Origin of the sequence: Paraburkholderia sp. J67, assembly GCF_905220265.1 — a bacterium.
Taxonomy (GTDB): Bacteria; Pseudomonadota; Gammaproteobacteria; order Burkholderiales; family Burkholderiaceae; genus Paraburkholderia.
Genome location: NZ_CAJMZK010000040.1, coordinates 56,333 through 77,706 on the forward strand (window position 1 = coordinate 56,333; position 21,374 = coordinate 77,706).

Consider the following 21,374-nt stretch of genomic DNA (forward strand, 5'->3'; position numbering starts at 1 on the left):
TCACGCCTTCTGTTCCTGTTGTGCGATCCGGCCCGGCACACCGCCGATCGAACCCGCACCCATCGTAATCACCACGTCGCCGTCGCGGACCACCGCGGCCAGCGCGTCCGGCATCTCATCCACCGTTTCGATAAACACCGGCTCGACCTTGCCCGCCACGCGGATCGCGCGCGCAAGCGCACGGCTGTCCGCCGCGACGATCGGCGCTTCGCCGGCCGCATAGACTTCGGTCAGCACGAGCGCGTCGGTGGTCGACAGCACCCGCACGAAATCCTCGAAGCAGTCGCGCGTGCGCGTATAGCGGTGCGGCTGGAACGCCAGCACGAGACGGCGATCCGGGAACGCGCCGCGCGCAGCCGCAATGGTTGCCGCCATTTCGACCGGATGGTGACCGTAGTCGTCGATCAACGTATAAGTGCCGCCGCCGTTGACCGGAATTTCACCGAAACGCTGGAAGCGGCGGCCCACGCCGTTGAAGTCGGCGAGCGCACGCTGGATGTCCTCGTCCTTCACTTCGAGCTCGGTCGCGATCGCGATCGCTGCGAGCGCGTTCTGCACGTTGTGGGTGCCCGGCAGATTCAGCACGATGTCGATCGACGGTGCATCTTCGCGCATTGCCGTGAAATACATTTTTCCGTCGCGCGCGACGACGTTCACCGCGCGCACCTGCGCATCGGGCGCGAAGCCGTAACGGATGATCGGCTTCGACACGAACGGCAGGATTTCCTTCACGTTCGGATCGTCGACGCACAGCACCGCGATGCCGTAGAACGGCAGACGATGCGTGAATTCGATGAACGCCTGCTTCAGGCGCGCGAAATCGTGCCCGTAGGTGTCCATGTGATCGGCGTCGATGTTCGTGATGACTTCGATCACCGGGAAGAGATTCAGGAACGAGGCGTCCGATTCGTCGGCTTCCGCGACGATGAAGTCGCCCGTGCCCAGACGTGCGTTCGCGCCCGCGCTGATCAGACGCCCGCCGATCACGAAGGTCGGATCGAGCCCGCCCGCCGCCAGCACGCTCGCCACCAGCGACGTGGTGGTGGTCTTGCCATGCGTACCCGCGATGGCGATGCCTTGCTTCAGGCGCATCAGCTCTGCGAGCATCACGGCGCGCGGCACGATCGGAATACGGCGATGGCGTGCGGCCAGCACCTCGGGGTTGTCGCTGCGCACGGCGGTCGAGACGACCACGGCGTTCGCGCCTTCGATGTTCTCTTCGGCATGGCCGATCGCGATGCGCGCGCCGAGCGCGGCGAGGCGGTCGGTGACCGCGTTCTTCGCGAGGTCCGAGCCGCTCACGTGATAGCCGAGGTTGACGAGCACTTCGGCGATGCCGCTCATGCCCGCGCCGCCGATGCCGACGAAATGGATGTGTTTGACGATGTGTTTCATTGCTTTCCTCCCGCTACAGCGCCCGCCACAGTCGCGCAAATGCGTGCGACCTGTTCAGCGGCGTCGGGTTTTGCGAGCGCGCGAGCGCGCTCTGCCATTTCTGCCAGCGATTGCCGGGTTTGTTGCTTGAGCCAGTCTGCGAGCGCATCTGCCGACAGCTCGCGCTGCTGCACCACGCGCGCCGCGCCCTCTTGCGCGAGGAACGCCGCGTTGGTGGTCTGGTGGTCGTCCACGGCGTAGGGGAACGGCACGAACAGCGCCGCCACGCCCACGGCCGCAACTTCGGCCACCGTCATCGCGCCCGAGCGGCAGATCACGAGATCCGCGTTTTCGTAGGCGCTCGCCATGTCGTCGATGAAGGGCACGAGTTGTGCCGCAACACCGGGTTCGATTCCGGCGTCCAGATAGTTCTGCCGCAATGCTTCGATGTGCTTCGCGCCTGCCTGATGCACCACCTGCGGACGCTCGCCGGGAGCGAGCTTCGAGAGCGCGCGCGGCACGACTTCGTTGAGCGCCGCCGCACCGAGACTGCCGCCCACCACCAGCACACGCAGCGGACCGCTGCGCTGCGCATAGCGCGCCTGCGGCTGCACCACGTGTTCGAGTTCTGCGCGGATCGGGTTGCCAGTCCACTCGCCGTGCGGCAGCGCGCCGGGGAAAGCGACCAGCACACGCTTTGCGAGCTTCGCGAGCACCTTGTTCGCAAGACCCGCGATCGAATTCTGTTCATGCAGCACGAGCGGGCGGCCCGAGAGCGCGCTCATCACGCCCGCCGGGAACGTGATGTAGCCGCCCATGCCGAGCACAACGTCAGGCTTCACGCGGCGCAGCGCCGCAAGACTCTGCGTGCACGCGCGCAGCATGTTCAACGGCAGCATCAGCTTGGTCTTGAGCCCTTTGCCGCGCACACCGCCAAAACGCACGTATTCCATCGGGATGCCGTGTTTGGGCACCAGCGTCGCTTCCATGCCTGCGGGGTTGCCGAGCCATACCACGCGCCAGCCCCACTCCTGCATGCGATGCGCGACGGCGAGCCCCGGGAACACGTGTCCCCCGGTGCCACCGGCCATCACCATGAGCGTGCGCGTTTGCTGCGAGGACGTCATACCTTGCCCCCGCGCATCAACACCCGGTTCTCGTAATCGACTCTCAACAGCAAGGCCACCGCAATACAGTTCAGCAAAATGCCCGAGCCGCCGTAACTCACGAGCGGCAGCGTCAGGCCCTTGGTCGGCAACAGGCCGAGGTTCACGCCCATGTTGATGAAGGCCTGTGCGCCGAACCACACGCCCAGCCCCTTGGCGACGAGACCCGCGAAGGTGCGGTCGAGCGCGAGCGCCTGGCGGCCGATCTCGAACGAGCGGCGCACGATCCAGTAGAACAACAGGATCACGACCATCACGCCCACAAAGCCGAGTTCCTCGCCGATCACGGCGAGGATGAAGTCGGTGTGCGCTTCGGGCAGGTAGTTGAGCTTTTCCACGCTACCGCCCAGCCCCACGCCGAACCATTCGCCACGGCCGAACGCGATCAGCGAGTGCGTGAGCTGATAGGCCTTGCCCTGCGCGTAGCGGTCGTCCCACGGATCGAGATAAGCGAAGATCCGCTCGCGACGCCACGGCGAGAGCCACACGAGCATCGTGAAGGTGCCCACCGCCGTCAGCACGAGGCCGCCGAACAGCTTGCCGTTCACGCCGCCGAGGAACAGCACGCCCATCGCGATCGCGGCGATCACCATGAACGCGCCCATGTCGGGCTCGAGCAGCAGCAGCGCACCCACCACGCCCACCGCAAACGCCATCGGCAAGAAGCCCTTACCGAAGCTGTGCATGAACTCCTGCTTGCGCACCGTGTAGTTCGCGGCGTAGACCGTCACGGCTAGCTTCATGATTTCCGACGGCTGCATGTTGGTGATGCCGAGCGGAATCCAGCGGCGCGCGCCATTCACACCCTTGCCGATGTGCGGAATCAGCACGACCACGAGCATCGCCAGCGCGATCAGGAAGAGCTTGGGCGCGTAGCGTTCCCACACGGAAACCGGGATACGGAACGCCACCACCGCCGCCACCGTCGCGACCACGAGCGACACCATATGGCGCAGCAGGAACGCGTAGTCGTGGTACGAGGCGTACTTCGGCGAATCGGGCATCGCGATCGAAGCCGAATAGACCATCACGACGCCAAGGCCCAGCAGCGCGATCACCGCCCACAGCAGCGAGTAGTCGTAGTCGAGCATGCGCGAACGGGCCGGGCGCACGCCGTTGACCGCGCTCGAGATGCCGCCCGCGCGTGCGCCGGTGGAACCCAGCGAACCCGACGAGATGCCGTGGTCGGATGCGCCGCCGCTCGGTTCGCGAGACAGACGTGTGCCGAATCGCTCGGACCAGCTCATATCATCGTCCCCCGTTCTGCGGCGATTGCTTCCACCGTGTCATGGAACACGGCGGCGCGATGGGCGTAGCCCTTGAACATGTCGAAACTCGCGCACGCGGGCGAGAGCAGCACGACGTCGCCCGGCTCGGCGAGCGCGGCAGCCGCGCGAGTGGCCTCTTCGAGCGTCGTATGGTCGGTGAGCGCGATGCCGGTGCTTTCAAGCGCGGCGCGGATCTTCGGTGCATCGCGGCCGATCAGCATGACCGCATGGCACCAGCGCGCCACGGGCGCCGCCAGCGGCTCGAAGTCCTGGCCCTTGCCATCGCCGCCCGCGATCAGCACCGCGCGCTGCGCGAGGCCATCGAGCGCAGCAACGGTCGCGCCGACGTTGGTGCCCTTGCTGTCGTCCACGTAGTCGATGCCCTCGATCGAGGCGATCAACTCGACACGATGCGGCTCGCCGCGATACTCGCGCAGGCCGTGTAGCAGCGCGGCCGGCGACAGGTCGATCGCGCGGGTGAGCGCGAAAGCCGCGAGCGCGTTGGCTGCGTTGTGCAGGCCGCGAATACGCAGCGCGTCGACCGGCATCAGGCGCTTCATCGCCAGGTTCACCGGCGCGGCATCGAGCTGCTTGCGACGGCGCGCCGAAACCGGTTCGTCGATAGCGTCGCGATCGTGCGCCTGCACGAGCCAATGCATGCCGTTATCGCGCGAGAGGCCGTAGTCGCCATCGCGCAGCGGCTCATTGACACCGAAGGTCACGACGCGCGCGTCGCCGCTGTTTTGCACGCGCGCGAGCGACATCACGCGCGCATCGTCGCGGTTGAGCACGCGCACGGTCTGCGCGCCAAAGATGCGGCCCTTCGCAGCCGCGTAGGCGTCGAGGCCGCCGTGCCAGTCGAGGTGATCCTGCGTGATGTTGAGGACCGTGGCCGCGTCCGGCGCGAAGGTGTGGGCTGTTTCCAGCTGGAAGCTCGACAGTTCGAGCACCCAGACGTCGGGCAGCGCCGTGTTGTCGATGGCTTCGGCGAGTTTGTCGAGCATCGCCGGGCTGATGTTGCCCGCGACCGCCACGGTCTTGCCCGCGCGCTCGCAGAGCATGCCGGTCAGGCTGGTGGTGGTGGTCTTGCCGTTCGTGCCGGTGATCGCGAGCACCTTGGGCGCGTAGCCGCTTTCGCCCAGATGACGCAGCGCCTGCGCGAACAATTCCAGTTCGCCCCAGACTTCGATGCCCTGTTCGCGCGCGGCAGCGATCAGCGGCACGAGGTCGTCGGCCAGCGGCGACAAACCCGGGCTGATCGCGACGAGTTCGACGCCATCGAGCAGCGCCGTCGAGAACGGGCCGCCGACGAAGTTCGCGGGATCGATGCCGTGCACGGCGAGCTCGGCGAGATTGGGCGGCGTCTCGCGCGTGTCGGCGATGCGCAGGCGGCAACCTTGCCGCGCGCACCAACGCGCCATCGCGAGACCCGATTCGCCGAGTCCCAGCACGAGCACCATCGGCTTTTGCCGATCCCGAAACTTCTCGCCAAACATCGCTTGCTTTCCTAAGTGAGCAAAGTGGAATACGCCGAGCCGCTTACGAGCGGCTCACCAACCGATTAACGCAGCTTGAGCGTCGACAGACCGATCAGGCACAGCATCAGCGTGATGACCCAGAAACGCACGACCACCTGCGTTTCCTTCCAGCCGGACAGCTCGAAATGGTGATGCAGCGGCGCCATCTTGAAGATGCGTCGCCCTTCGCCATAACGCTTTTTCGTGTACTTGAACCACGTGACCTGCAACATCACGGAGAGCGTTTCCGCGACGAAAATGCCGCCCATGATGAAGAGCACGATTTCCTGGCGCACGATCACGGCGATGGTGCCGAGCGCGCCGCCGAGCGCGAGCGCGCCAACGTCGCCCATGAACACCTGCGCGGGATACGTGTTGAACCACAGGAACGCGAGACCTGCCCCGCCCATCGCCGAGCAGAAGATCAGCAATTCGCCCGCGCCGGGAATGTGCGGGAACAGCAGATACTTCGAATAGACCGAGCTGCCCATCACGTAGGCGAACACGCCGAGCGACGCGCCCACGAGCACGACCGGCATGATGACGAGACCGTCGAGGCCATCGGTGAGATTCACGGCGTTGCTCGCGCCGACGATCACGAAATACGTAAGCGCGATGAAGCCCCACACGCCGAGCGGATAGGTCATCGACTTGAGGAACGGCAGCAGCAGGTCGGCGCGCGCGGGCAGGCCCATCGACAGGCCGCTGCGCACCCATGCCATGAAGAGATCGAACACGCGCACGTTGTTCGCTTCCGACACGCTGAAGGCGAGATACACCGCCGCGAACAGACCGATCACCGACTGCCAGAAATACTTCTCGCGCGAAGACATGCCGCGCGGATCCTTGTAGACCACCTTGCGATAGTCGTCGACCCAGCCGATCGCGCCGAAGCCGAAAGTCACGAGCATCACGATCCAGATGAAGCGATTCGAGAGATCGCCCCACAGCAGCGTCGCAACAGCAATGCCGAGCAGGATCAAGACGCCGCCCATCGTGGGCGTGCCGGACTTGACGAGGTGAGTCTGCGGGCCGTCCGTGCGCACGGCCTGCCCGACCTTCATTTCGGTGAGCTTGCGAATGACCCAGGGCCCGAGAAAAAGCCCGATCGCCATCGCGGTGATGGTGGCCATCACCGCGCGAAACGTCAGATAACTGAACACGCGCAAGAAGCTTGCGTCATTCTGCAGCCATTGCGCCAGCGCCAGTAGCATGCCTTGTATTCCTTAAGATTTCAGTGCGCGCCGGACGCTGCGTCCGGTGCGGTGGATTGCGGATTCGTGAGCGGGTTTGTCAACGCAGCTACGACGCGCTCCATCTGCATGAAGCGCGAGCCTTTCACGAGGATCGTTGCGCCAGAACCGTAACCGGCGCCGGCGAGTGCGCGAACCAGCTCGCTCACGTCGGCGGCGTGCAGCGCGTTGGCGCCGAATGCCGTCGAGATGTCGCGTGCGGCGTCGCCGAGCGTGTAGAGCGCGTCGATGCCGCGTTCCTTCGCGTAGGCGCCCACCTCGCGATGGAATACCGGGCCGTCGTCGCCGACTTCGCCCATGTCGCCGAGCACCAGCACGCGCGGCGCGGTGTGCGAAGCGAGCACGTCGATCGCCGCGCGCACGGAATCGGGGTTCGCGTTGTAGGTGTCATCGATCACCTTGGCGCCAACAAGTTCCGCAAGCGCCGCGCGTTTGACCTGCAAACGCCCCTTTACCGGCTCGAACGCTTCGAGACCGCGACGGATCGCATCGAGCGATACACCTGCGGCCAGCGCCGCCGCCGTAGCGGCGAGCGCGTTATGCGCGTTGTGCGCGCCGAGCACCCGCAGTTCGACTTCGACATGGCCTTCGGATGTCGCGATCGCGAGGCGCGAGCCGCTGAGCTTGCCCGTCACCGCCGCGTCCACCGCGCGCTCGTCCGTATGCAGCGCGAAGTCGAGCACTTGCGAGCCTGTCGCGGCCACGCGCCAGATGCCGGCGTAGGCGTCGTCGGCGGGAAAAACGGCCGTGCCTTCGGGCTTGAGCGCGTGAATCACGCTCGCGTGTTCGAGCGCGACGGCTTCGACCGTCGCCATGAATTCCTGGTGCTCGCGCTGCGCGTTGTTCACCACGGCCACGGTCGGCTCCGCGAACTTCGCCAGCAGCGCCGTTTCGCCCGGGTGATTCATGCCGAGCTCGACCACGGCGAGCTGATGCGCGGCGTTCAGGCGCAGCAGCGTGAGCGGCACGCCGATATCGTTATTCAGGTTGCCCGCGGTCGCCAGACGCTCGTCGACGCCAACAGCCGCGGCAAAGATCGACGCGATCATTTCCTTGACCGTGGTCTTGCCGTTGCTGCCCGTCACGGCGACGAGCGGCATCGCAAAACGCCGCCGCCAGCCGAGCGCGAGCGCACCCAGCGCCGTGCGCGTGTCGTCCACGCGCAGCGCGGGCACGCGCCAGTCGCCGGGGCTGCGCGACACGAGCGCCGCGCTCACGTGACGGCCCGCCACTTCAGGCAGGAAATCGTGCGCGTCGAAACGGTCGCCCTTGAGCGCGACGAACAGGTCGCCGGGGCCGGTCGTGCGGCTATCGGTCGAGATGCGCTCGAAGGTCGCGTTCTCGTCGCCGAGAATGCTGGCGCCGGGAATCAGCGCCGCCGCTTCGCGCAGGGAAAGCATTGTCATTCACCGCCTCCGCGCCCATGCCGATCGGAAGTCGGACGGGCAGCGAGAGCAAGGCGCGCGTGATCCTGATCGGAGAACGCGCGCTTCTTGCCCATGATTTCCTGGGTTGCCTCGTGCCCCTTGCCGGCCAGCACGATGACGTCTTCCTTGGCCGCGCCGCGCACCGCTTGCAGGATCGCGCTTGCACGGTCCTCGATGCGGCGCGCCTTCGCGGGTTCGCGCATGCCGCCGACGATCTGGTCGATGATCGTGGCCGGCGTTTCGCTGCGCGGGTTGTCGCTCGTCACGACGGTTTGATCGGCAAGACGCTCGGCGATCGCGCCCATCAGCGGACGCTTGGTGGCGTCGCGGTCGCCGCCGCAGCCGAACATGCAGACGAGCTTGCCGCCACGCGCGATGGCGATCGGGCGCAGCGCGTCGAGCGTCTTTTCGAGCGCGTCGGGCGTGTGTGCGTAATCGATCACGACGAGCGGTTCGTCGTGATCGGCGCGGCCGCCCAGGCGCTCCATGCGGCCGTTCACCGGCTGCAGTTTCGCGATTTCGTTGAGTGCGGCGACGAGCGGCACGTTCGCCGCCAGCAGCGCGCCGAGCACGCCCAGCAGATTGCTCACGTTGAAGAGGCCGAGCGTCTGCACCTCGACATTGGCCTCGCCCCAGTCCGACGTTTCCAGATGGAACGCCGTGCCCGTGGCGGTCGCACGCACGTTGTTCGCACACAGCCAGGCGTCGGCCACAGGGGCGTCGGCGGCGGGCGTATCGATGCCGTACGCGATCGTGCGCGCCGTGCCGCGCGTGGCGGCGATCAGGCGTCGGCCCGCTGCGTCGTCGGCGTTGATGACAGCTGCGCGCAGGCCCGGCCACGCGAACAGTCGCGCCTTCGCGGCCTCATAGGCTTCGAAGGTGTGGTGATAATCGAGGTGATCCTGCGTGAGATTCGTGAAGATCGCGATATCGAACGACGTGCCGTTCACGCGGCCCTGATGCAGCGCATGCGACGACACTTCCATCGCCACGGCCTGCGCGCCTTGCTGGCGCAGTTGCGCAAGCGAGCGTTGCAGTTGCGGCGCGTCGGGCGTCGTGAACCCGGTGTGCACGAGCTGGCCAACAAAGCCGCTGCCCAGCGTGCCGACAATCGCGCACTTCTGGCCGATCGCCGTGAGCGCCGAGGCGATCCACTGGCTGCACGAGGTCTTGCCATTGGTGCCGGTCACGCCGACCACGAGCATCGCATCGCTCGGATCGGCGTACCAGCCGCTGGAGATTTCGCCCGCGAGCACGTCGAGTTGCGGCACGGCCAGCGCGTTTTGCGCCTGCGTGGCGTCGAATTGCCCGCTATAGCCTTCCGGCTGATACAGCACGGCCGCCGCGCCGCGCGCGAGCGCGTTCTCGATATGCGCGCGGTTATCCGCGCCTTCGACGGCGTAGGCGAGGAACACGTCGCCCGGCTGGAGCGAGCGCGTGTCGGCGTGCAGGTTGGCTGCGGGCGCGATGCGCGCGCGCAGCCACGTGAGTGCATCCGCGATCTGCCGGTGCGCGGGATGCTGGGTGCGCGTGGCGCTCATCGGATGACTCCGGGTCGGGTTTTAGCGTTGTCGGCGACGGTCATGTGATGCGCGCCGGCCGGATTCTTGACCGCAGGCGTATTGGCGACGTGCTTTGCGGGCGTAGCCTGGGCGTTCGACGTGTTCGATGCGTTCGGCGCATTCGCTACCGTCGGCGCGGAGGCGCTGTCGTCGGACACGACCAGTTGCTTGACCGGCATGTCGGGCGGCACGTTGAGCGAGCGCAGCGTATCGCCGACGATGCCCGAGAACACCGGGCCCGAAACCGCACCACCGAAGTGGCTGCCCGCAGTCGGCTCATCCACCGTGACCGCGACCACGATGCGCGGATTCGGCATCGGCGCCATGCCGACGAACGAGGCGCGGTACTTCGAGCGGTCGTAGCCGTGCGGGCCGTGCTTGTAGGCCGTGCCGGACTTGCCGCCCACGCGGTAACCCGGCACCGCGGCGTCGGGCGACGTGCCCTGCTTCGACACCACGCTTTCGAGCATCGTGCGCACTTCGCGCGCGGTCTGCGGCGCGAACACCTGGCTGCCGACCACGGGCTGATCGTCGCCGGGGTGACGGAAGATCGACACGGGCAGGATCTGGCCGTCGTGGGCGATGGCCGTGTACGCGCGCGCGAGCTGGAACAGCGACACCGACAGGCCGTAGCCGTACGACATCGTCGCCTGCTCGATGCGGCGCCAGCTTTTCCACGGACGCAGACGTCCCGGCGCCGCGCCGGGGAACCCGACTTTAGGCGCCTGTCCGAGACCGATGCTGGTGTACATGTTCCACATCTCTTCGGGCCGGAGCGTCATCGCGATCTTGGTCGCGCCGATGTTGCTCGACTTCTGGATCACGCCGCCCACGGTGAGCACGCCAAAACCGGCATCGTCGGTGATGGTTGCGCCGTCGAGGGTGAACTTGCCCCCACCCGTATCCACCAGTGTAGTCGGCGAGACGCGGTGCAAATCGAGGGCCAGCGACACCGTGAACGGCTTCATGATCGAGCCCGGCTCGAACACGTCCGTGAGAATGCGGTTGCGCAACTGCTCGCCGGTCAGGTGCGAGCGGTCGTTCGGGTTGTAGGTGGGATAGTTGACGAGCGCGAGCACTTCGCCCGTGCGCACATCCACCACCATCGCGGCGCCCGCCTTGGCCTTGAACTTCTCGACCGCGGCCTTCAGGTTCGAATACGCAATGTATTGAATCTTGCTGTCGATCGACAGCTCGACATCCTTGCCATCGTGCGGCACGACCGTTTCGTCCACATCCTCGATGATGTGGCCCATGCGATCCTTGATGACGCGACGGATGCCCGGCACGCCCGCGAGGATTTTCTGATCCGACAATTCGACGCCTTCCTGGCCTTCGTCTTCCACATTCGTGAAGCCGATCAAATGGGCCGTGACGTCGCCTTCCGGGTAGAAACGTTTGTACTCGTTGCGCTGATAGATGCCGGGGATGTCGAGCGCGGTGATCTGCTGCGCGACGTCGAGCGGCACCTGACGCTTCACGTAGACGAAGGTCTTGTCCTCGGAAAGCTTGGCGCGCAGATCCTTGTTGGACATGTCGAGCAGCTTGCCGAGCTGGTTCAGCTTGTCGGCGCCCAGATCGTCGGGTACGGCTTCGGGGATCGCCCAGATCGCGCGCACGGGCAGGCTCGTGGCAAGCACGAGGCCATTGCGGTCGAGAATCTTGCCGCGCGTGGCGGGCAACTCGAGGGTGCGCTGATAGCGGCTCTCGCCCTGCTTCTGATAGAAGGCGTTGCCCGGGCCCTGGATCCAGAACGCGCGTGCGGCGAGCGCGACGAACGCCATGAACAACATGAAGACAACGAGCTTCGAGCGCCACATCGGCAGGCGCACGGAGAGAATCGGATTGGCGCTGAAGGCGACGCTCTTGCGGCTATTGCCCTTTTTCATCGCGCGCCTCCACGGCGGCCGTTGGCGCTGGCCGGGGCCGACGCCATCGCAGGCGCGGAAACGGGCACGGGTGCATCCACGGCCGTGGTGTCACCTGGGGCTAGCGTCAGGTATTGCGTGCGTCCGGTCGTCACGGGCTGCATCTTGAGCGAATCGGTAGCGATCTGTTCGACGCGCGACGTCCGCGACAGCGCGCTCTGCTGATATTGAAGCTGTGCGTAGTCCTGCTGGAGCTGACGCTCCTGCGACTGCGCACGTTGCAACTGGATGAAGATCTGCCGCTGCTGATTGGTGGCATTGACGACCGACAAGGCGCAGCCCATGACAACGATCAGCAGGAAGATGTTCAGGCGATTCATGGCGTGACGCGCTCCGCAATGCGCATCACGGCCGAGCGGGCGCGCGGATTCGCGGCGACTTCTTCGTCGCTCGCGAATACGCGTCCGAGCAGCTTCAGGGGCGGGCTGGGCAGATCGACGGCACGAATCGGCAAGCGGCGATCGATGGCGGGCGCCGTGGCGTTCGCCTGCATGAACCGCTTGACGATACGGTCTTCCAGCGAATGGAAGCTGATGACCACGAGCCGCCCTCCCTGTTCCAGCAACGACAATGCGGCTTCTAGAACGACCTGCAGCTCCGCAAGCTCTTGATTGACGTGAATCCGTATAGCTTGAAAGGTGCGGGTTGCCGGGTCCTTACCCTTCTCACGGGTTTTGACGGCGTTAGCCACGATTTGGGCAAGCTCGCCCGTGCTGTCGAGAGGCCCGAGACGGTCGGACTCTGCCCGGCGAGCAACAAGCGCCTTTGCAATCTGAAAAGCAAACCGTTCTTCCCCATAATCTCGAATCACCTCCGTCAGTTCCTGCAACGTGGCCCGCGCGAGCCAGTCGGCAGCGGACTCGCCGCGCGTCGGGTCCATCCGCATGTCGAGCGGACCATTGGCGCGGAAGCTGAAACCCCGCTCCGGATCGTCGATTTGCGGCGACGACACGCCCAGGTCCAGCAGTACACCCGACACACGCCCTACCCCGCGCTCCGTCAAGGCGTCGCGCAGTGAAGCAAAACTTTCGTGGACGATCGAGAACCGCGCGTCGCCTACCTGTTCGGCAGTGGCGATCGCCAGCGGGTCCTTGTCGAACGCAATCAGCCGGCCGCCTTCCGCAAGCCGGCCGAGCACGGCGCGACTGTGCCCGCCACGCCCGAACGTGCCGTCCACATAGACGCCGTCCGCGCGCGTCACGAGCGCATCGACCGCTTCATCGAGCAGCACCGTGCGATGCTGCAATCCTTGTCCCATCGCAGATGCCATAGCGTTTTTAAACCGCGATCAGAACGTGAAATTCTTCAAGGCGTCGGGCATGCCTTGAGCCATCGCCGCCTGTTCCTTCGCGGCGTAGGTTTGCGCATCCCACAACTCAAAATGACTACCCATGCCAAGCAGCATGACTTCCTTTTCCATTCCTGCTGCGAGACGTAATTCAGGTGAAACGAGCACGCGGCCCGCACTGTCGAGATCGACGTCCGACGCGTTGCCGAGAAAGATGCGGCGCCACCAGTGCGCGTCCATTGGCAAGGCCGCGACTTTCGCGCGGAACACTTCCCATTCGGGGCGCGGAAATAGCAACAGGCAGCCGTCCGGGTGCTTGGTGATCGTCACCCGGCCTTCTGCCTGTTGTTGCAGCGCGTCCCGATAGCGCGACGGAATCGACATCCGTCCTTTCGCATCGAGAGTTAGCGCCGACGCCCCCTGGAACAATTTGCTCCCCTTGCGCGGCGCCGCTCGCCGCCCGTCTAAATCTCAGGAAATTTACCCGAATACATCTCTGAAATCACACAAAAATACACTTTCTCACACTGTCTCCCACTTTAGAGGAACGCCTTTCGAGGGTCAAGGTGGGCGGCACGTTTTTTGACGAAATTTATCCGATAGAACAAGGACTTAGCGGCACCTGTTCAAGTCAGCACTAAAACCAAAAACCGTTATGAATGAATGAGCTAACGCGGGTTGTGAAGGTGATACGTGAAATGCGCGGTAAAAACCGCGATGGTGCGGGGGCTTGGCGGGGTTTAGACGGGACGATGGAATGCGGTGAAAGGCGGTGCAAGACACGGACCGGCGAAGCATACCGGCCCGCGTGGACATCTCAAAGTGCGGCTTAAATATAGTAGGCGGTGCGGGTCATCACCTTCGATGCGACGCGCATGAGCGAGCGCAACGGCAGCGGCAATTCGACGCCACCGAGGTCGGTCGCCGACTTCGCATGGGCAATCTCGTCGGTGCGCATCTGTTCGACGATGGCGCGCGATTCGAGGTCCGCCGGCGGCAGTGCGTCGAGGTGGCTGTCGAGGTGATGTTCGACCTGGCGCTCGGTCTCGGCCATGAAACCGAGACTCACCTTGTCGCCCAGACGTCCCGCCGCGAGTCCAATCGCAAGCGCCCCCGCGTACCAGAGCGGATTGAGCAGGCTGGGCCGCGAATCGAGCGCCTCAAGGCGGCGCGCGGTCCACGCCAGATGGTCTTCCTCCTCGCGCGCGGCGTGTTCGAAGGCTGCCTTGAGCGTGGGCGAGCGCGTGGCGAGTTTTTGCGCCTGATAGAGCGCCTGCGCGCACACTTCGCCGACATGATTCACGCGCATGAGACCGGCTGCATGCGCGCGCTCGGCAGACGTGAGCTCACCCGGCAGCGGCGCTTCAACGGCGCCGCCCGTGGCCACCGCAGCATCGGCGGTCGCGACTTGCGCGGCCGTGGCGTCGGGAGAAGGTTGCGGCATCGGCCGCGACATGCGCGACACGCCAGTGATCGAGCGCAGGCCGCGATCGAACTCGGTAATCAATTCGTCAAACATCATCCAGCCTTCCTCCATACCGACGGCAAAACGGGCCACCTGACAGGTTGACTCAGGGCCGCCCAATGACCAACCGACCGGCCGTTCAAAAATCTCTACAGGAACACTCACAGGCCCGTCAATCAGGGGCTGCTCCGATATCCAGGCGCATATTCTAGACCATGTTGTGTAAACGAAACAGGTACTTACGTGCGTCTGGCTTTTCCTTTGTCGCCCTAAACCCTTTTGTTACATTACGTGTCAACTTCTCGCGAAGTTCGATCGCAAGGCCAGCGCAAACCAATAAATCGGCCTTGTTAAAAAGACGCATAAAAGCATCAAGATACTGGAGATCATTCAATGAAGAAGTCGCTTCTCGCGCTCGCCGCGATGGGTGCGTTCGCGGGCGTCGCCCACGCTCAGAGCAGCGTCACGCTGTACGGCATCATCGACGAAGGTTTCAACCTCAACACGAACTCGGGCGGCAAGCACCTGTACAACCTGTCGAGCGGCGTGCTTCAAGGCAGCCGTTGGGGTTTGCGCGGTGCTGAGGACCTGGGCGGCGGTCTCAAGGCGATCTTCGTGCTCGAAAGCGGCTTTGACGTGAACAACGGCAAATCCTTGCAGGGTGGTCTCCTGTTCGGTCGTCAGGCGTATGTCGGCCTGAACAGCGCACAGTTCGGCTCGGTCACGCTGGGTCGCCAGTACGACTCCGTGGTCGACTACGTCGGCCCGCTCGAAGTCGGCGATCAGTGGGGCGGCTACATCGCTGCTCACCCGGGCGACCTCGACAACTTCAACAACGCGTACCGCACCAACAACACGGTCAAGTACACCAGCGCGAACTACGCTGGCCTGACCTTTGGCGGCACGTACAGCTTCGGCGGCGCAGCAGGCGACTTCACCCACAACCAGATCTTCTCGGTGGGCGCAGGTTACGCCAACGGCCCGCTGACCCTCGGCCTCGCCTATTTGAACGCGCGCACGCCGGCAGCGTCGGGCGGTATGTTCAACAACAGCGGCACGATCGCTGCCCCCAGCGCAGCGGTGACGTCGGCGGTCTTCGCGGGCTTCTCGTCGGCGAACACCTACCAGGTGATCGGCGCGGGCGGTGCCTACACGTTCGGCGCAGCGACGTTCGGCCTCACGTATTCGAACATCCGCTTCGCGAACCTCGGCTCGACCTTCTCGAACGCAGCGATCGCGGGTTACCGCGGCCAGTCGGCGACGTTCAACAACGCCGAAGTCAACTTCAAGTATCAGCTGACCCCGGCCCTGCTGGTCGGCGCCGCCTATGACTACACGCGCGGCGCGTCGATCGACGGCGCTTCGCGTGCCCAGTACCATCAAGGCGCGGTTGGCGTGGACTACTTCCTCTCGAAGCGCACCGACGTCTACGTGGTCGGCGTGTACCAGCATGCACTGGGCGAAACGCTCAATGCCGCTGGCGAACTCGTCGACGCCACGGCAAACATCAACAACCTGACCGGTTCGTCGAACCAGAACCAGTTCACGGCGCGCGTCGGTATCCGCCACAAGTTCTAAGAAAAACAGCCGTTTCAGTCTCGAAGGCGCCTGCGGGCGCCTTTTTTCTTGCCTGCGCACACCGCAAAAAGAAAAGCCCGCCCTTACGGGCGGGCCTTCGTCGCTCGTCGCCTGAGCGGCGCGGGCGGCGATGCGCTTATACGCGACTGTCGCGCAATTCGCGTCGCAGGATCTTGCCGACATTGCTCTTCGGCAGATCGTTGCGGAACTCGATGAGCTTCGGACGCTTATAGCCGGTGAGCTGCGTCTTGCAGTACTCGAACACGTCCTTGTCGGTCAGACCCGGGTCCTTCTTGACGATGAAGAGCTTCACCGCCTCGCCCGAATGCTGGTCAGGCACGCCGACCGCGGCGACTTCGAACACGCCGGGCAGCTTGGCGACCACGTCCTCGACTTCGTTCGGATAGACGTTGAAACCCGAGACCAGAATCATGTCCTTCTTGCGATCCACGAGCTTGATATAGCCGCGCGTGTTCATCACGCCCACATCGCCGGACTTGAAAAAGCCGTCGGCGGTCATGACCTTCGCCGTTTCCTCCGGACGCTGCCAGTAGCCCGCCATCACCTGCGGCCCGCGAATGCAGATCTCACCCGCCTCGCCGACGGGCAGTTCGTTGCCGCTGTCGTCGCGAATCGAAATCTCGGTGGATGGCAGCGGCAAACCGATCGTGCCCGTGTACTCGGTCGCCGTGGTCGGATTGCAGGTCACGCTGGGCGACGTCTCCGAGAGACCATAGCCTTCGACGATCGGCGTTTGCGTGCGCTCGTACCAGCGTTTGGCCACGGCTTCCTGCACGGCCATGCCGCCGCCGTTCGCCACCAGCAGATGCGAGAAGTCGAGCTTGTCGAAATCGGGGTGATTGAGGATCGCGTTGTAGAGCGTGTTGACCGCCGGGAACGTCGTGATCGAGTAGCCGTTCAGCTCCTTGATCATGCCGGCGATATCGCGCGGATTCGGAATCAGCACCGCCAGACCGCCCGTGCGCATCGTCAGCAGACCGCAGACCGTCAGCGCGAACACGTGATAGAGCGGCAGCGCCGCGACCGTCACCGGCTGCGTGCCTGCGGGCAGGCGCGCGAGCGCCGGCTCGGTCCAGGCGGCCGATTGCAGCACGTTGGCGATCAGGTTGCGATGGAGCAGCGTCGCGCCTTTCGACACGCCGGTCGTGCCGCCCGTGTACTGGAGGAAGGCGACGTCGTCAGGGCTCTGCTCGACCGGCTTGAAGCTCGCCCGCGCGCCCGCCGAGAGCGCATCGTTGAAGCGCACGTGGCCCGGCAAGTCCCATGCGGGCACCATCTTCTTCACACGGCGCACGACGAAATTGACGATGAAGCCCTTGGCGGCGCCAAGCAGGTCGCCCATCGACGCCACGACGACATGCTTCACGCGCGTCTGCGCCACGACGGCCTGAACCGTGGCCGCGAAATTCTCGAGGACGATGATCGCCTCGGCGCCGCTGTCCTTGAGTTGATGTTCGAGTTCGCGCGGCGTGTAGAGCGGGTTCACGTTCACCACGACATAGCCTGCGCGCAAAACCGCGGCCAGTGCGACCGGATATTGCAGCACGTTCGGCATCATGATGGCGATGCGAGCGCCGCGCGCGAGACCGCGCGACTGGAACCACGCGGCGAGCCGCTTCGAGAGTTCGTCGAGCTGACCGTAGGTGAGGGTCTTGCCCATGCACGCGAAGGCGGGCTTCGACCGGTTCGCGCTGAAACTCTCCGTGAGCAGCGCCGTGATGGACGCATATTGGCTCGCGTCGATTTCCGCGGGAACGCCAGGCGGGTACGATTTCAGCCAGACTTTATCCATGCGGCGTCTCCTCTTCAGTTATTTTCGAATGGTCGTGCTAAAACGCCGATCGTAGCATGCGATCTGCGCTTTTCTTCCACGAATCAGCGAGTTAGAAAGCCCCCTCGAAATGCGCGGGGGCGATTTTTTGGCGTGATTGGTTAAGGGTTTACGCGGCTTCGACTTCCACGAGGCAATCGTAGAACGTGGCCGAGCCACCTAGATCGGTGAGCGCCTGGCTTGTCACTTCGTTGGCATTGCGGCCGTCCGGCGCGAGCTTCTTCCACCAGATCGACAGCCCCACGACGAGGCCTTCGCGGGCACGCTCGGAGACGCGTGCCCGCGCCTGCATCGAGCCGCGATCGTTGAAGATGCGCACCTGATCGCCATCGGCAATATGGCGCTGGGCAGCATCGACGGGATTCAGATCGACATGCGGCTCGCCTTCGGTCGCACGCAGGCTTTCGACATTCACGAACGTGCTGTTCAGGAAGTTGCGTGCGGGCGGCGAGATCATCGCGAGCGGATAACGCGCGGCGAGTTCGGGCGCGTGATCGGCAGACTCGTGCGGCGGCAGGTAGTCGGGTAGCGGATCGAGGCCGGCCTTGGCGAGCGCCTCGCTGTAGAACTCGCACTTGCCCGTGGGCGTGCGAAAGCCGCCATCGGCGAACGGGGCATCGGCGATATTGAGCTTAAGCCAGGCGTTCTGCTTGAGCGCTGTCCAGTCTGCGCCATTGAACGCGGGGTCGCGCCAATCGAATGCGCAGGCGGCCACTTCTTCGTCGCTCTCGAACAGCGCGGGCTCGGTCAGTTTCATCGCGCGGGCGATCGAGCGGAAGATTTCCGTATTTGGTCGCGCCTCGCCCACCGGTGCGATAGCCGGCAGATTCGCCATCACGTGCGTGTGGCCGTAGGACTTGTGGACGTCGAGATGTTCGAGTTGGGTCGTCGCGGGCAGCAGCAGATCGGCGTAATCCGCGGTATCGGTCTGAAATTGCTCGAGCACGATCGTGAAAAGGTCCTCGCGCGCGAAGCCCGCCGCCACCTTCGCCGACTCCGGCGCGACCGCCACCGGATTCGAGTTGTAGACCACGATCGCCTCGATCTTCGGACCGAATTGCGCGTCGCCCGCATGCGTGAGCGCATCGCCGATCTGGTTCATGTTGACGATGCGCGGCTGATGCGTCGGCCAGCCAGGTATCAGGTCGGGACGTTGCAGGGCGTTCGCATCGACCGGCGCCCAACCCGACGACGACAGCAGTACGCCACCCGCACGATCGCGCCAGGCCCCTGTCAGCGCGGGCAGACAGGCGATCGCGCGCACGGCGTTGCCGCCGCCGCGCACACGCTGCAAGCCGTAGTTCATGCGAATCGCCGCCTTGCGCGTGGATGCATAGAGGCGCGCGAGGTCGACGACGGTCTGCTCGTCGATGCCGCAGATCTGCGCCACGCGCGCGGGCGTGTAGGTCAGCGCACGCGCCTTCAGTTGCTCGTAACCGTGCGTATGGGCGGCGATGTAATCATGATCGAGCCGGTCTTCGGTGATCAGCACATGCATCATGCCAAGCGCGAGTGCGCCGTCGGTGCCGGGCTTCGGCGCAATGTGCTGGTGGCACTTCTCAGCCGTGAGCGATCGATACGGGTCGATCGCGATCAGCTTCGCACCGTTGCGCTTGGCCTCCTGGGCGCGGGTCCAGAAGTGCAGATTCGAGGCGATCGGGTTCGCGCCCCAGATCAGGATGACTTCGCTTTCGGCGAAATGCTCGGTAAGCATGCCAAGGCTCGAACCGTAGGTGTAGCGCAGGCCCGCCGCGCCCGCCGCCGCGCAGATCGCGCGATCGAGCCGCGACGCGCCGAGCCTGTGGAAGAAGCGTTGCGCGATGCTGTCGCCCTGAACGAGGCCCATCGTGCCCGCATAGCTGTACGGCAGAATCGCTTCGGGCGCGCGCTGCGCAATTTCGCCGAGTCGCGTGGCGGCGATTTCACACGCCTCGTCCCAGCTGATCGGCTCGAAACGTCCCTCCCCTTTGCGTCCGACGCGCTTCATCGGCTGCGTCAGGCGCTTCGGATGGTGCACGCGTTCGGCGTAGCGCGTGACCTTCGTGCAGAGCACGCCCTGGGTCGGCGGATGCTCGGGGTCACCGCTCACCTTGATCGCGCGACCGTTCTCGACGGTGACGCGCATCGCGCAGGTGTCGGGGCAGTCGTGGGGACAGACTGCGCGGGCAAATTCGGCTCGGGCGTTCATGAGGATGCGTGTCGCAAGGGGCTATCGATGGCGTGATTTTATTATGTTCAGCACAAGCTACCGATGTGCACTCGGGCTGGTGCCGCGAAAAAAGAGCTTGGGCGTAAAATGATCCATCCAGACCCGCCATCCGTTCAGGGCGGGCGCTCCTATTCCCGCGCATTGTCGGCTGTGACATCGGCGCTTCATAGTCCGCTTCATAGTCCGATTGATAGTCATGAGTCAGCCATGAAACTGATCCCGGAAATCCAGGCCGCCCAGGGAGAAATCCAGGGCCTACGACGAACGATCCACGCCCACCCCGAACTGCGTTACGAAGAGACCCGCACGGCCGAGCTCGTTGCCACCAAGCTCGCCGAATGGGGGATCGAGGTGCATCGCGGGTTGGGCAAAACGGGCGTCGTCGGCGTGCTCAAACGCGGCAGCGGCACGCGTTCGGTCGGGCTGCGCGCCGACATGGATGCACTGCCCATTCAGGAACTCAACACCTTCGATCATCGTTCGCACAACGACGGCAAGATGCACGCCTGCGGGCATGATGGCCATACGGCCATGCTGCTGGGTGCCGCACAGTATCTCGCGCAGCACGGCCAGTTCGACGGCACCATCGTGTTCATTTTCCAACCCGCGGAGGAAGGCGGTGCGGGTGCGAGAGCCATGATCGAAGATGGACTGTTCGAGCGCTTTCCCGTCGACGCAGTGTTCGGCATCCACAACTGGCCCGGGATGCCGGCCGGGTTCTTCGGCGTGACCGAAGGGCCGATCATGGCGTCGAGCAACGAGTTTCGTATCGACATCAGCGGCGTTGGGTCGCATGCCGCGCTGCCGCACAATGGACGCGATCCGGTTTTTACCGCCGTGCAGATCGCCAACGGGCTGCAAAGCATCATCACGCGCAACAAGAAGCCACTCGATACCGCGGTGCTGTCGATTACGCAGATTCATGCCGGCGACGCCGTGAATGTGGTGCCGAATACCGCCTGGCTTGCGGGCACGGTACGCACGTTCACGACGGAAACGCTCGATTTGATCGAAGCGCGCCTGCGCAAGATCGCCGAGAACACGGCCGAGGCGTACGAATGTTCCGTCGAGGTGAGTTTCCTGCGCAACTATCCGCCGACGGTGAATAGCAGCGCGGAAACGCAGTTTGCGGCGGAGGTGATGCGGGAAGTCGTAGGCGCCGACCGCGTCGACGATCACGTCGAGCCGACCATGGGCGCCGAGGACTTCTCGTTCATGCTGCTGGAAAAGCCGGGCTGCTACGCGTTTCTCGGCAATGGCGATGGCGGACATCGCGACTCCGGCCACGGCGCGGGGCCTTGCATGCTGCACAACGCCAGCTATGACTTCAACGATCAACTGCTGCCGGTTGGATCGTCGTATTGGGTGAATCTGGCGACGAAATTTCTTGCGCAGAAATAGGTTGGGGTGAGGTTTAATGCAAAAAGCCGTCCCTCGGGGACGGCTTTTTTGTGGGCGCATTTCGGCGACGCCTTTTCACGCGCGTA

The 21,374-nt window shown here is 64.6% G+C and carries 15 protein-coding genes and 1 pseudogene; 2 read left to right on the plus strand and 14 right to left on the minus strand.

The genetic code is table 11. From position 1 onward, the window contains the following. The 12 genes and pseudogenes from murC to coq7 all read right to left on the minus strand — a co-directional run bounded on the left by murC (position 1) and on the right by coq7 (position 14,305). Positions 1–1,395, minus strand: a complete 1,395-nt coding sequence (gene murC / locus U5782_RS38520) for a UDP-N-acetylmuramate--L-alanine ligase (protein ID WP_322049103.1) — start codon at positions 1,393–1,395, stop codon at positions 1–3. Then, a complete protein-coding gene (gene murG / locus U5782_RS38525; RefSeq protein ID WP_322049104.1) occupies positions 1,392–2,501 on the minus strand; it encodes an undecaprenyldiphospho-muramoylpentapeptide beta-N-acetylglucosaminyltransferase in 1,110 nt (369 codons plus the stop codon). Before murG ends, murC begins: the two co-directional genes overlap by 4 nt. Further along, a pseudogene (ftsW, locus tag U5782_RS38530) lies at positions 2,498–3,688 on the minus strand (putative lipid II flippase FtsW); the annotation flags it as partial. The gene murG and the pseudogene ftsW, both read right to left, overlap by 4 nt. A gap of 95 nt (positions 3,689–3,783) precedes the next feature. Next, the gene (murD, locus tag U5782_RS38535; RefSeq protein ID WP_322049106.1) at positions 3,784–5,304 is read right to left on the minus strand and encodes a UDP-N-acetylmuramoyl-L-alanine--D-glutamate ligase; all 1,521 of its coding nucleotides are present in this window, start codon (positions 5,302–5,304) and stop codon (positions 3,784–3,786) included. Positions 5,305–5,369: 65 nt separating this feature from the next. Beyond that, complete coding sequence (mraY, locus tag U5782_RS38540) at positions 5,370–6,539, minus strand: phospho-N-acetylmuramoyl-pentapeptide-transferase (protein WP_103707214.1); 1,170 nt, start codon at positions 6,537–6,539, stop codon at positions 5,370–5,372. Positions 6,540–6,559: 20 nt separating this feature from the next. Then, positions 6,560–7,984, minus strand: a complete 1,425-nt coding sequence (locus U5782_RS38545) for a UDP-N-acetylmuramoyl-tripeptide--D-alanyl-D-alanine ligase (RefSeq protein WP_322049107.1) — start codon at positions 7,982–7,984, stop codon at positions 6,560–6,562. Beyond that, positions 7,981–9,546 (minus strand): UDP-N-acetylmuramoyl-L-alanyl-D-glutamate--2,6-diaminopimelate ligase, encoded by a 1,566-nt coding sequence (locus tag U5782_RS38550; protein ID WP_322049108.1) that lies wholly within the window; start codon positions 9,544–9,546, stop codon positions 7,981–7,983. The genes U5782_RS38545 and U5782_RS38550 overlap by 4 nt, the downstream gene beginning before the upstream one ends. Continuing rightward, on the minus strand, positions 9,543–11,456 hold the full coding sequence (locus tag U5782_RS38555) for a penicillin-binding protein 2 (RefSeq protein WP_322049109.1): 1,914 nt from the start codon (positions 11,454–11,456) through the stop codon (positions 9,543–9,545). Before U5782_RS38555 ends, U5782_RS38550 begins: the two co-directional genes overlap by 4 nt. Further along, positions 11,453–11,815, minus strand: coding sequence for a cell division protein FtsL (ftsL, locus tag U5782_RS38560; protein ID WP_322049110.1), 363 nt, complete (start codon positions 11,813–11,815; stop codon positions 11,453–11,455). The genes U5782_RS38555 and ftsL overlap by 4 nt, the downstream gene beginning before the upstream one ends. After that, positions 11,812–12,765, minus strand: a complete 954-nt coding sequence (rsmH, locus tag U5782_RS38565; RefSeq protein WP_322049111.1) for a 16S rRNA (cytosine(1402)-N(4))-methyltransferase RsmH — start codon at positions 12,763–12,765, stop codon at positions 11,812–11,814. The genes ftsL and rsmH overlap by 4 nt, the downstream gene beginning before the upstream one ends. 18 nt (positions 12,766–12,783) lie before the next feature. After that, on the minus strand, positions 12,784–13,212 hold the full coding sequence (gene mraZ, locus U5782_RS38570) for a division/cell wall cluster transcriptional repressor MraZ (RefSeq protein WP_027818006.1): 429 nt from the start codon (positions 13,210–13,212) through the stop codon (positions 12,784–12,786). A 400-nt stretch (positions 13,213–13,612) separates the two neighbouring features. Then, positions 13,613–14,305 carry a 2-polyprenyl-3-methyl-6-methoxy-1,4-benzoquinone monooxygenase gene (coq7, locus tag U5782_RS38575; protein WP_322049112.1) on the minus strand — a complete coding sequence of 231 codons (693 nt, stop codon included), beginning with the start codon at positions 14,303–14,305 and terminating at the stop codon, positions 13,613–13,615. Between the two features lie 336 nt (positions 14,306–14,641). Between coq7 and U5782_RS38580 the strand changes: the two genes are divergently transcribed. Next, on the plus strand, positions 14,642–15,826 hold the full coding sequence (locus U5782_RS38580) for a porin (protein WP_322049113.1): 1,185 nt from the start codon (positions 14,642–14,644) through the stop codon (positions 15,824–15,826). 136 nt (positions 15,827–15,962) lie between these two features. On the opposite strand, the gene U5782_RS38585 is transcribed toward U5782_RS38580, so the two are convergent. Both U5782_RS38585 and U5782_RS38590 read right to left on the minus strand, forming a co-directional pair. Next, positions 15,963–17,639 carry a long-chain fatty acid--CoA ligase gene (locus U5782_RS38585; protein ID WP_322049114.1) on the minus strand — a complete coding sequence of 559 codons (1,677 nt, stop codon included), beginning with the start codon at positions 17,637–17,639 and terminating at the stop codon, positions 15,963–15,965. A 148-nt stretch (positions 17,640–17,787) separates the two neighbouring features. Further along, positions 17,788–19,866, minus strand: coding sequence for a molybdopterin oxidoreductase family protein (locus U5782_RS38590; RefSeq protein ID WP_322049115.1), 2,079 nt, complete (start codon positions 19,864–19,866; stop codon positions 17,788–17,790). Between the two features lie 228 nt (positions 19,867–20,094). On the opposite strand from U5782_RS38590, the gene U5782_RS38595 reads away from it, so the two are divergent. Next, on the plus strand, positions 20,095–21,288 hold the full coding sequence (locus tag U5782_RS38595) for a M20 aminoacylase family protein (RefSeq protein WP_322049116.1): 1,194 nt from the start codon (positions 20,095–20,097) through the stop codon (positions 21,286–21,288). The last annotated feature ends 86 nt before the right edge of the window (positions 21,289–21,374 follow it).

Excerpts from the sequence above, each read along its gene's own strand:
- rsmH (WP_322049111.1), bottom strand. The coding sequence starts at position 12,765 with ATGGCATCTGCGATGGGACAAGGATTGCAGCATCGCACGGTGCTGCTC.
- U5782_RS38545 (WP_322049107.1), bottom strand. The coding sequence starts at position 7,984 with ATGACAATGCTTTCCCTGCGCGAAGCGGCGGCGCTGATTCCCGGCGCC.
- U5782_RS38590 (WP_322049115.1), bottom strand. The coding sequence starts at position 19,866 with ATGAACGCCCGAGCCGAATTTGCCCGCGCAGTCTGTCCCCACGACTGC.
- murC (WP_322049103.1), bottom strand. The coding sequence starts at position 1,395 with ATGAAACACATCGTCAAACACATCCATTTCGTCGGCATCGGCGGCGCG.
- ftsL (WP_322049110.1), bottom strand. The coding sequence starts at position 11,815 with ATGAATCGCCTGAACATCTTCCTGCTGATCGTTGTCATGGGCTGCGCC.
- U5782_RS38585 (WP_322049114.1), bottom strand. The coding sequence starts at position 17,639 with ATGGATAAAGTCTGGCTGAAATCGTACCCGCCTGGCGTTCCCGCGGAA.
- U5782_RS38555 (WP_322049109.1), bottom strand. The coding sequence starts at position 11,456 with ATGAAAAAGGGCAATAGCCGCAAGAGCGTCGCCTTCAGCGCCAATCCG.
- mraY (WP_103707214.1), bottom strand. The coding sequence starts at position 6,539 with ATGCTACTGGCGCTGGCGCAATGGCTGCAGAATGACGCAAGCTTCTTG.
- murG (WP_322049104.1), bottom strand. The coding sequence starts at position 2,501 with ATGACGTCCTCGCAGCAAACGCGCACGCTCATGGTGATGGCCGGTGGC.
- U5782_RS38580 (WP_322049113.1), top strand. The coding sequence starts at position 14,642 with ATGAAGAAGTCGCTTCTCGCGCTCGCCGCGATGGGTGCGTTCGCGGGC.
- U5782_RS38550 (WP_322049108.1), bottom strand. The coding sequence starts at position 9,546 with ATGAGCGCCACGCGCACCCAGCATCCCGCGCACCGGCAGATCGCGGAT.
- coq7 (WP_322049112.1), bottom strand. The coding sequence starts at position 14,305 with ATGATGTTTGACGAATTGATTACCGAGTTCGATCGCGGCCTGCGCTCG.
- U5782_RS38595 (WP_322049116.1), top strand. The coding sequence starts at position 20,095 with ATGAAACTGATCCCGGAAATCCAGGCCGCCCAGGGAGAAATCCAGGGC.
- murD (WP_322049106.1), bottom strand. The coding sequence starts at position 5,304 with ATGTTTGGCGAGAAGTTTCGGGATCGGCAAAAGCCGATGGTGCTCGTG.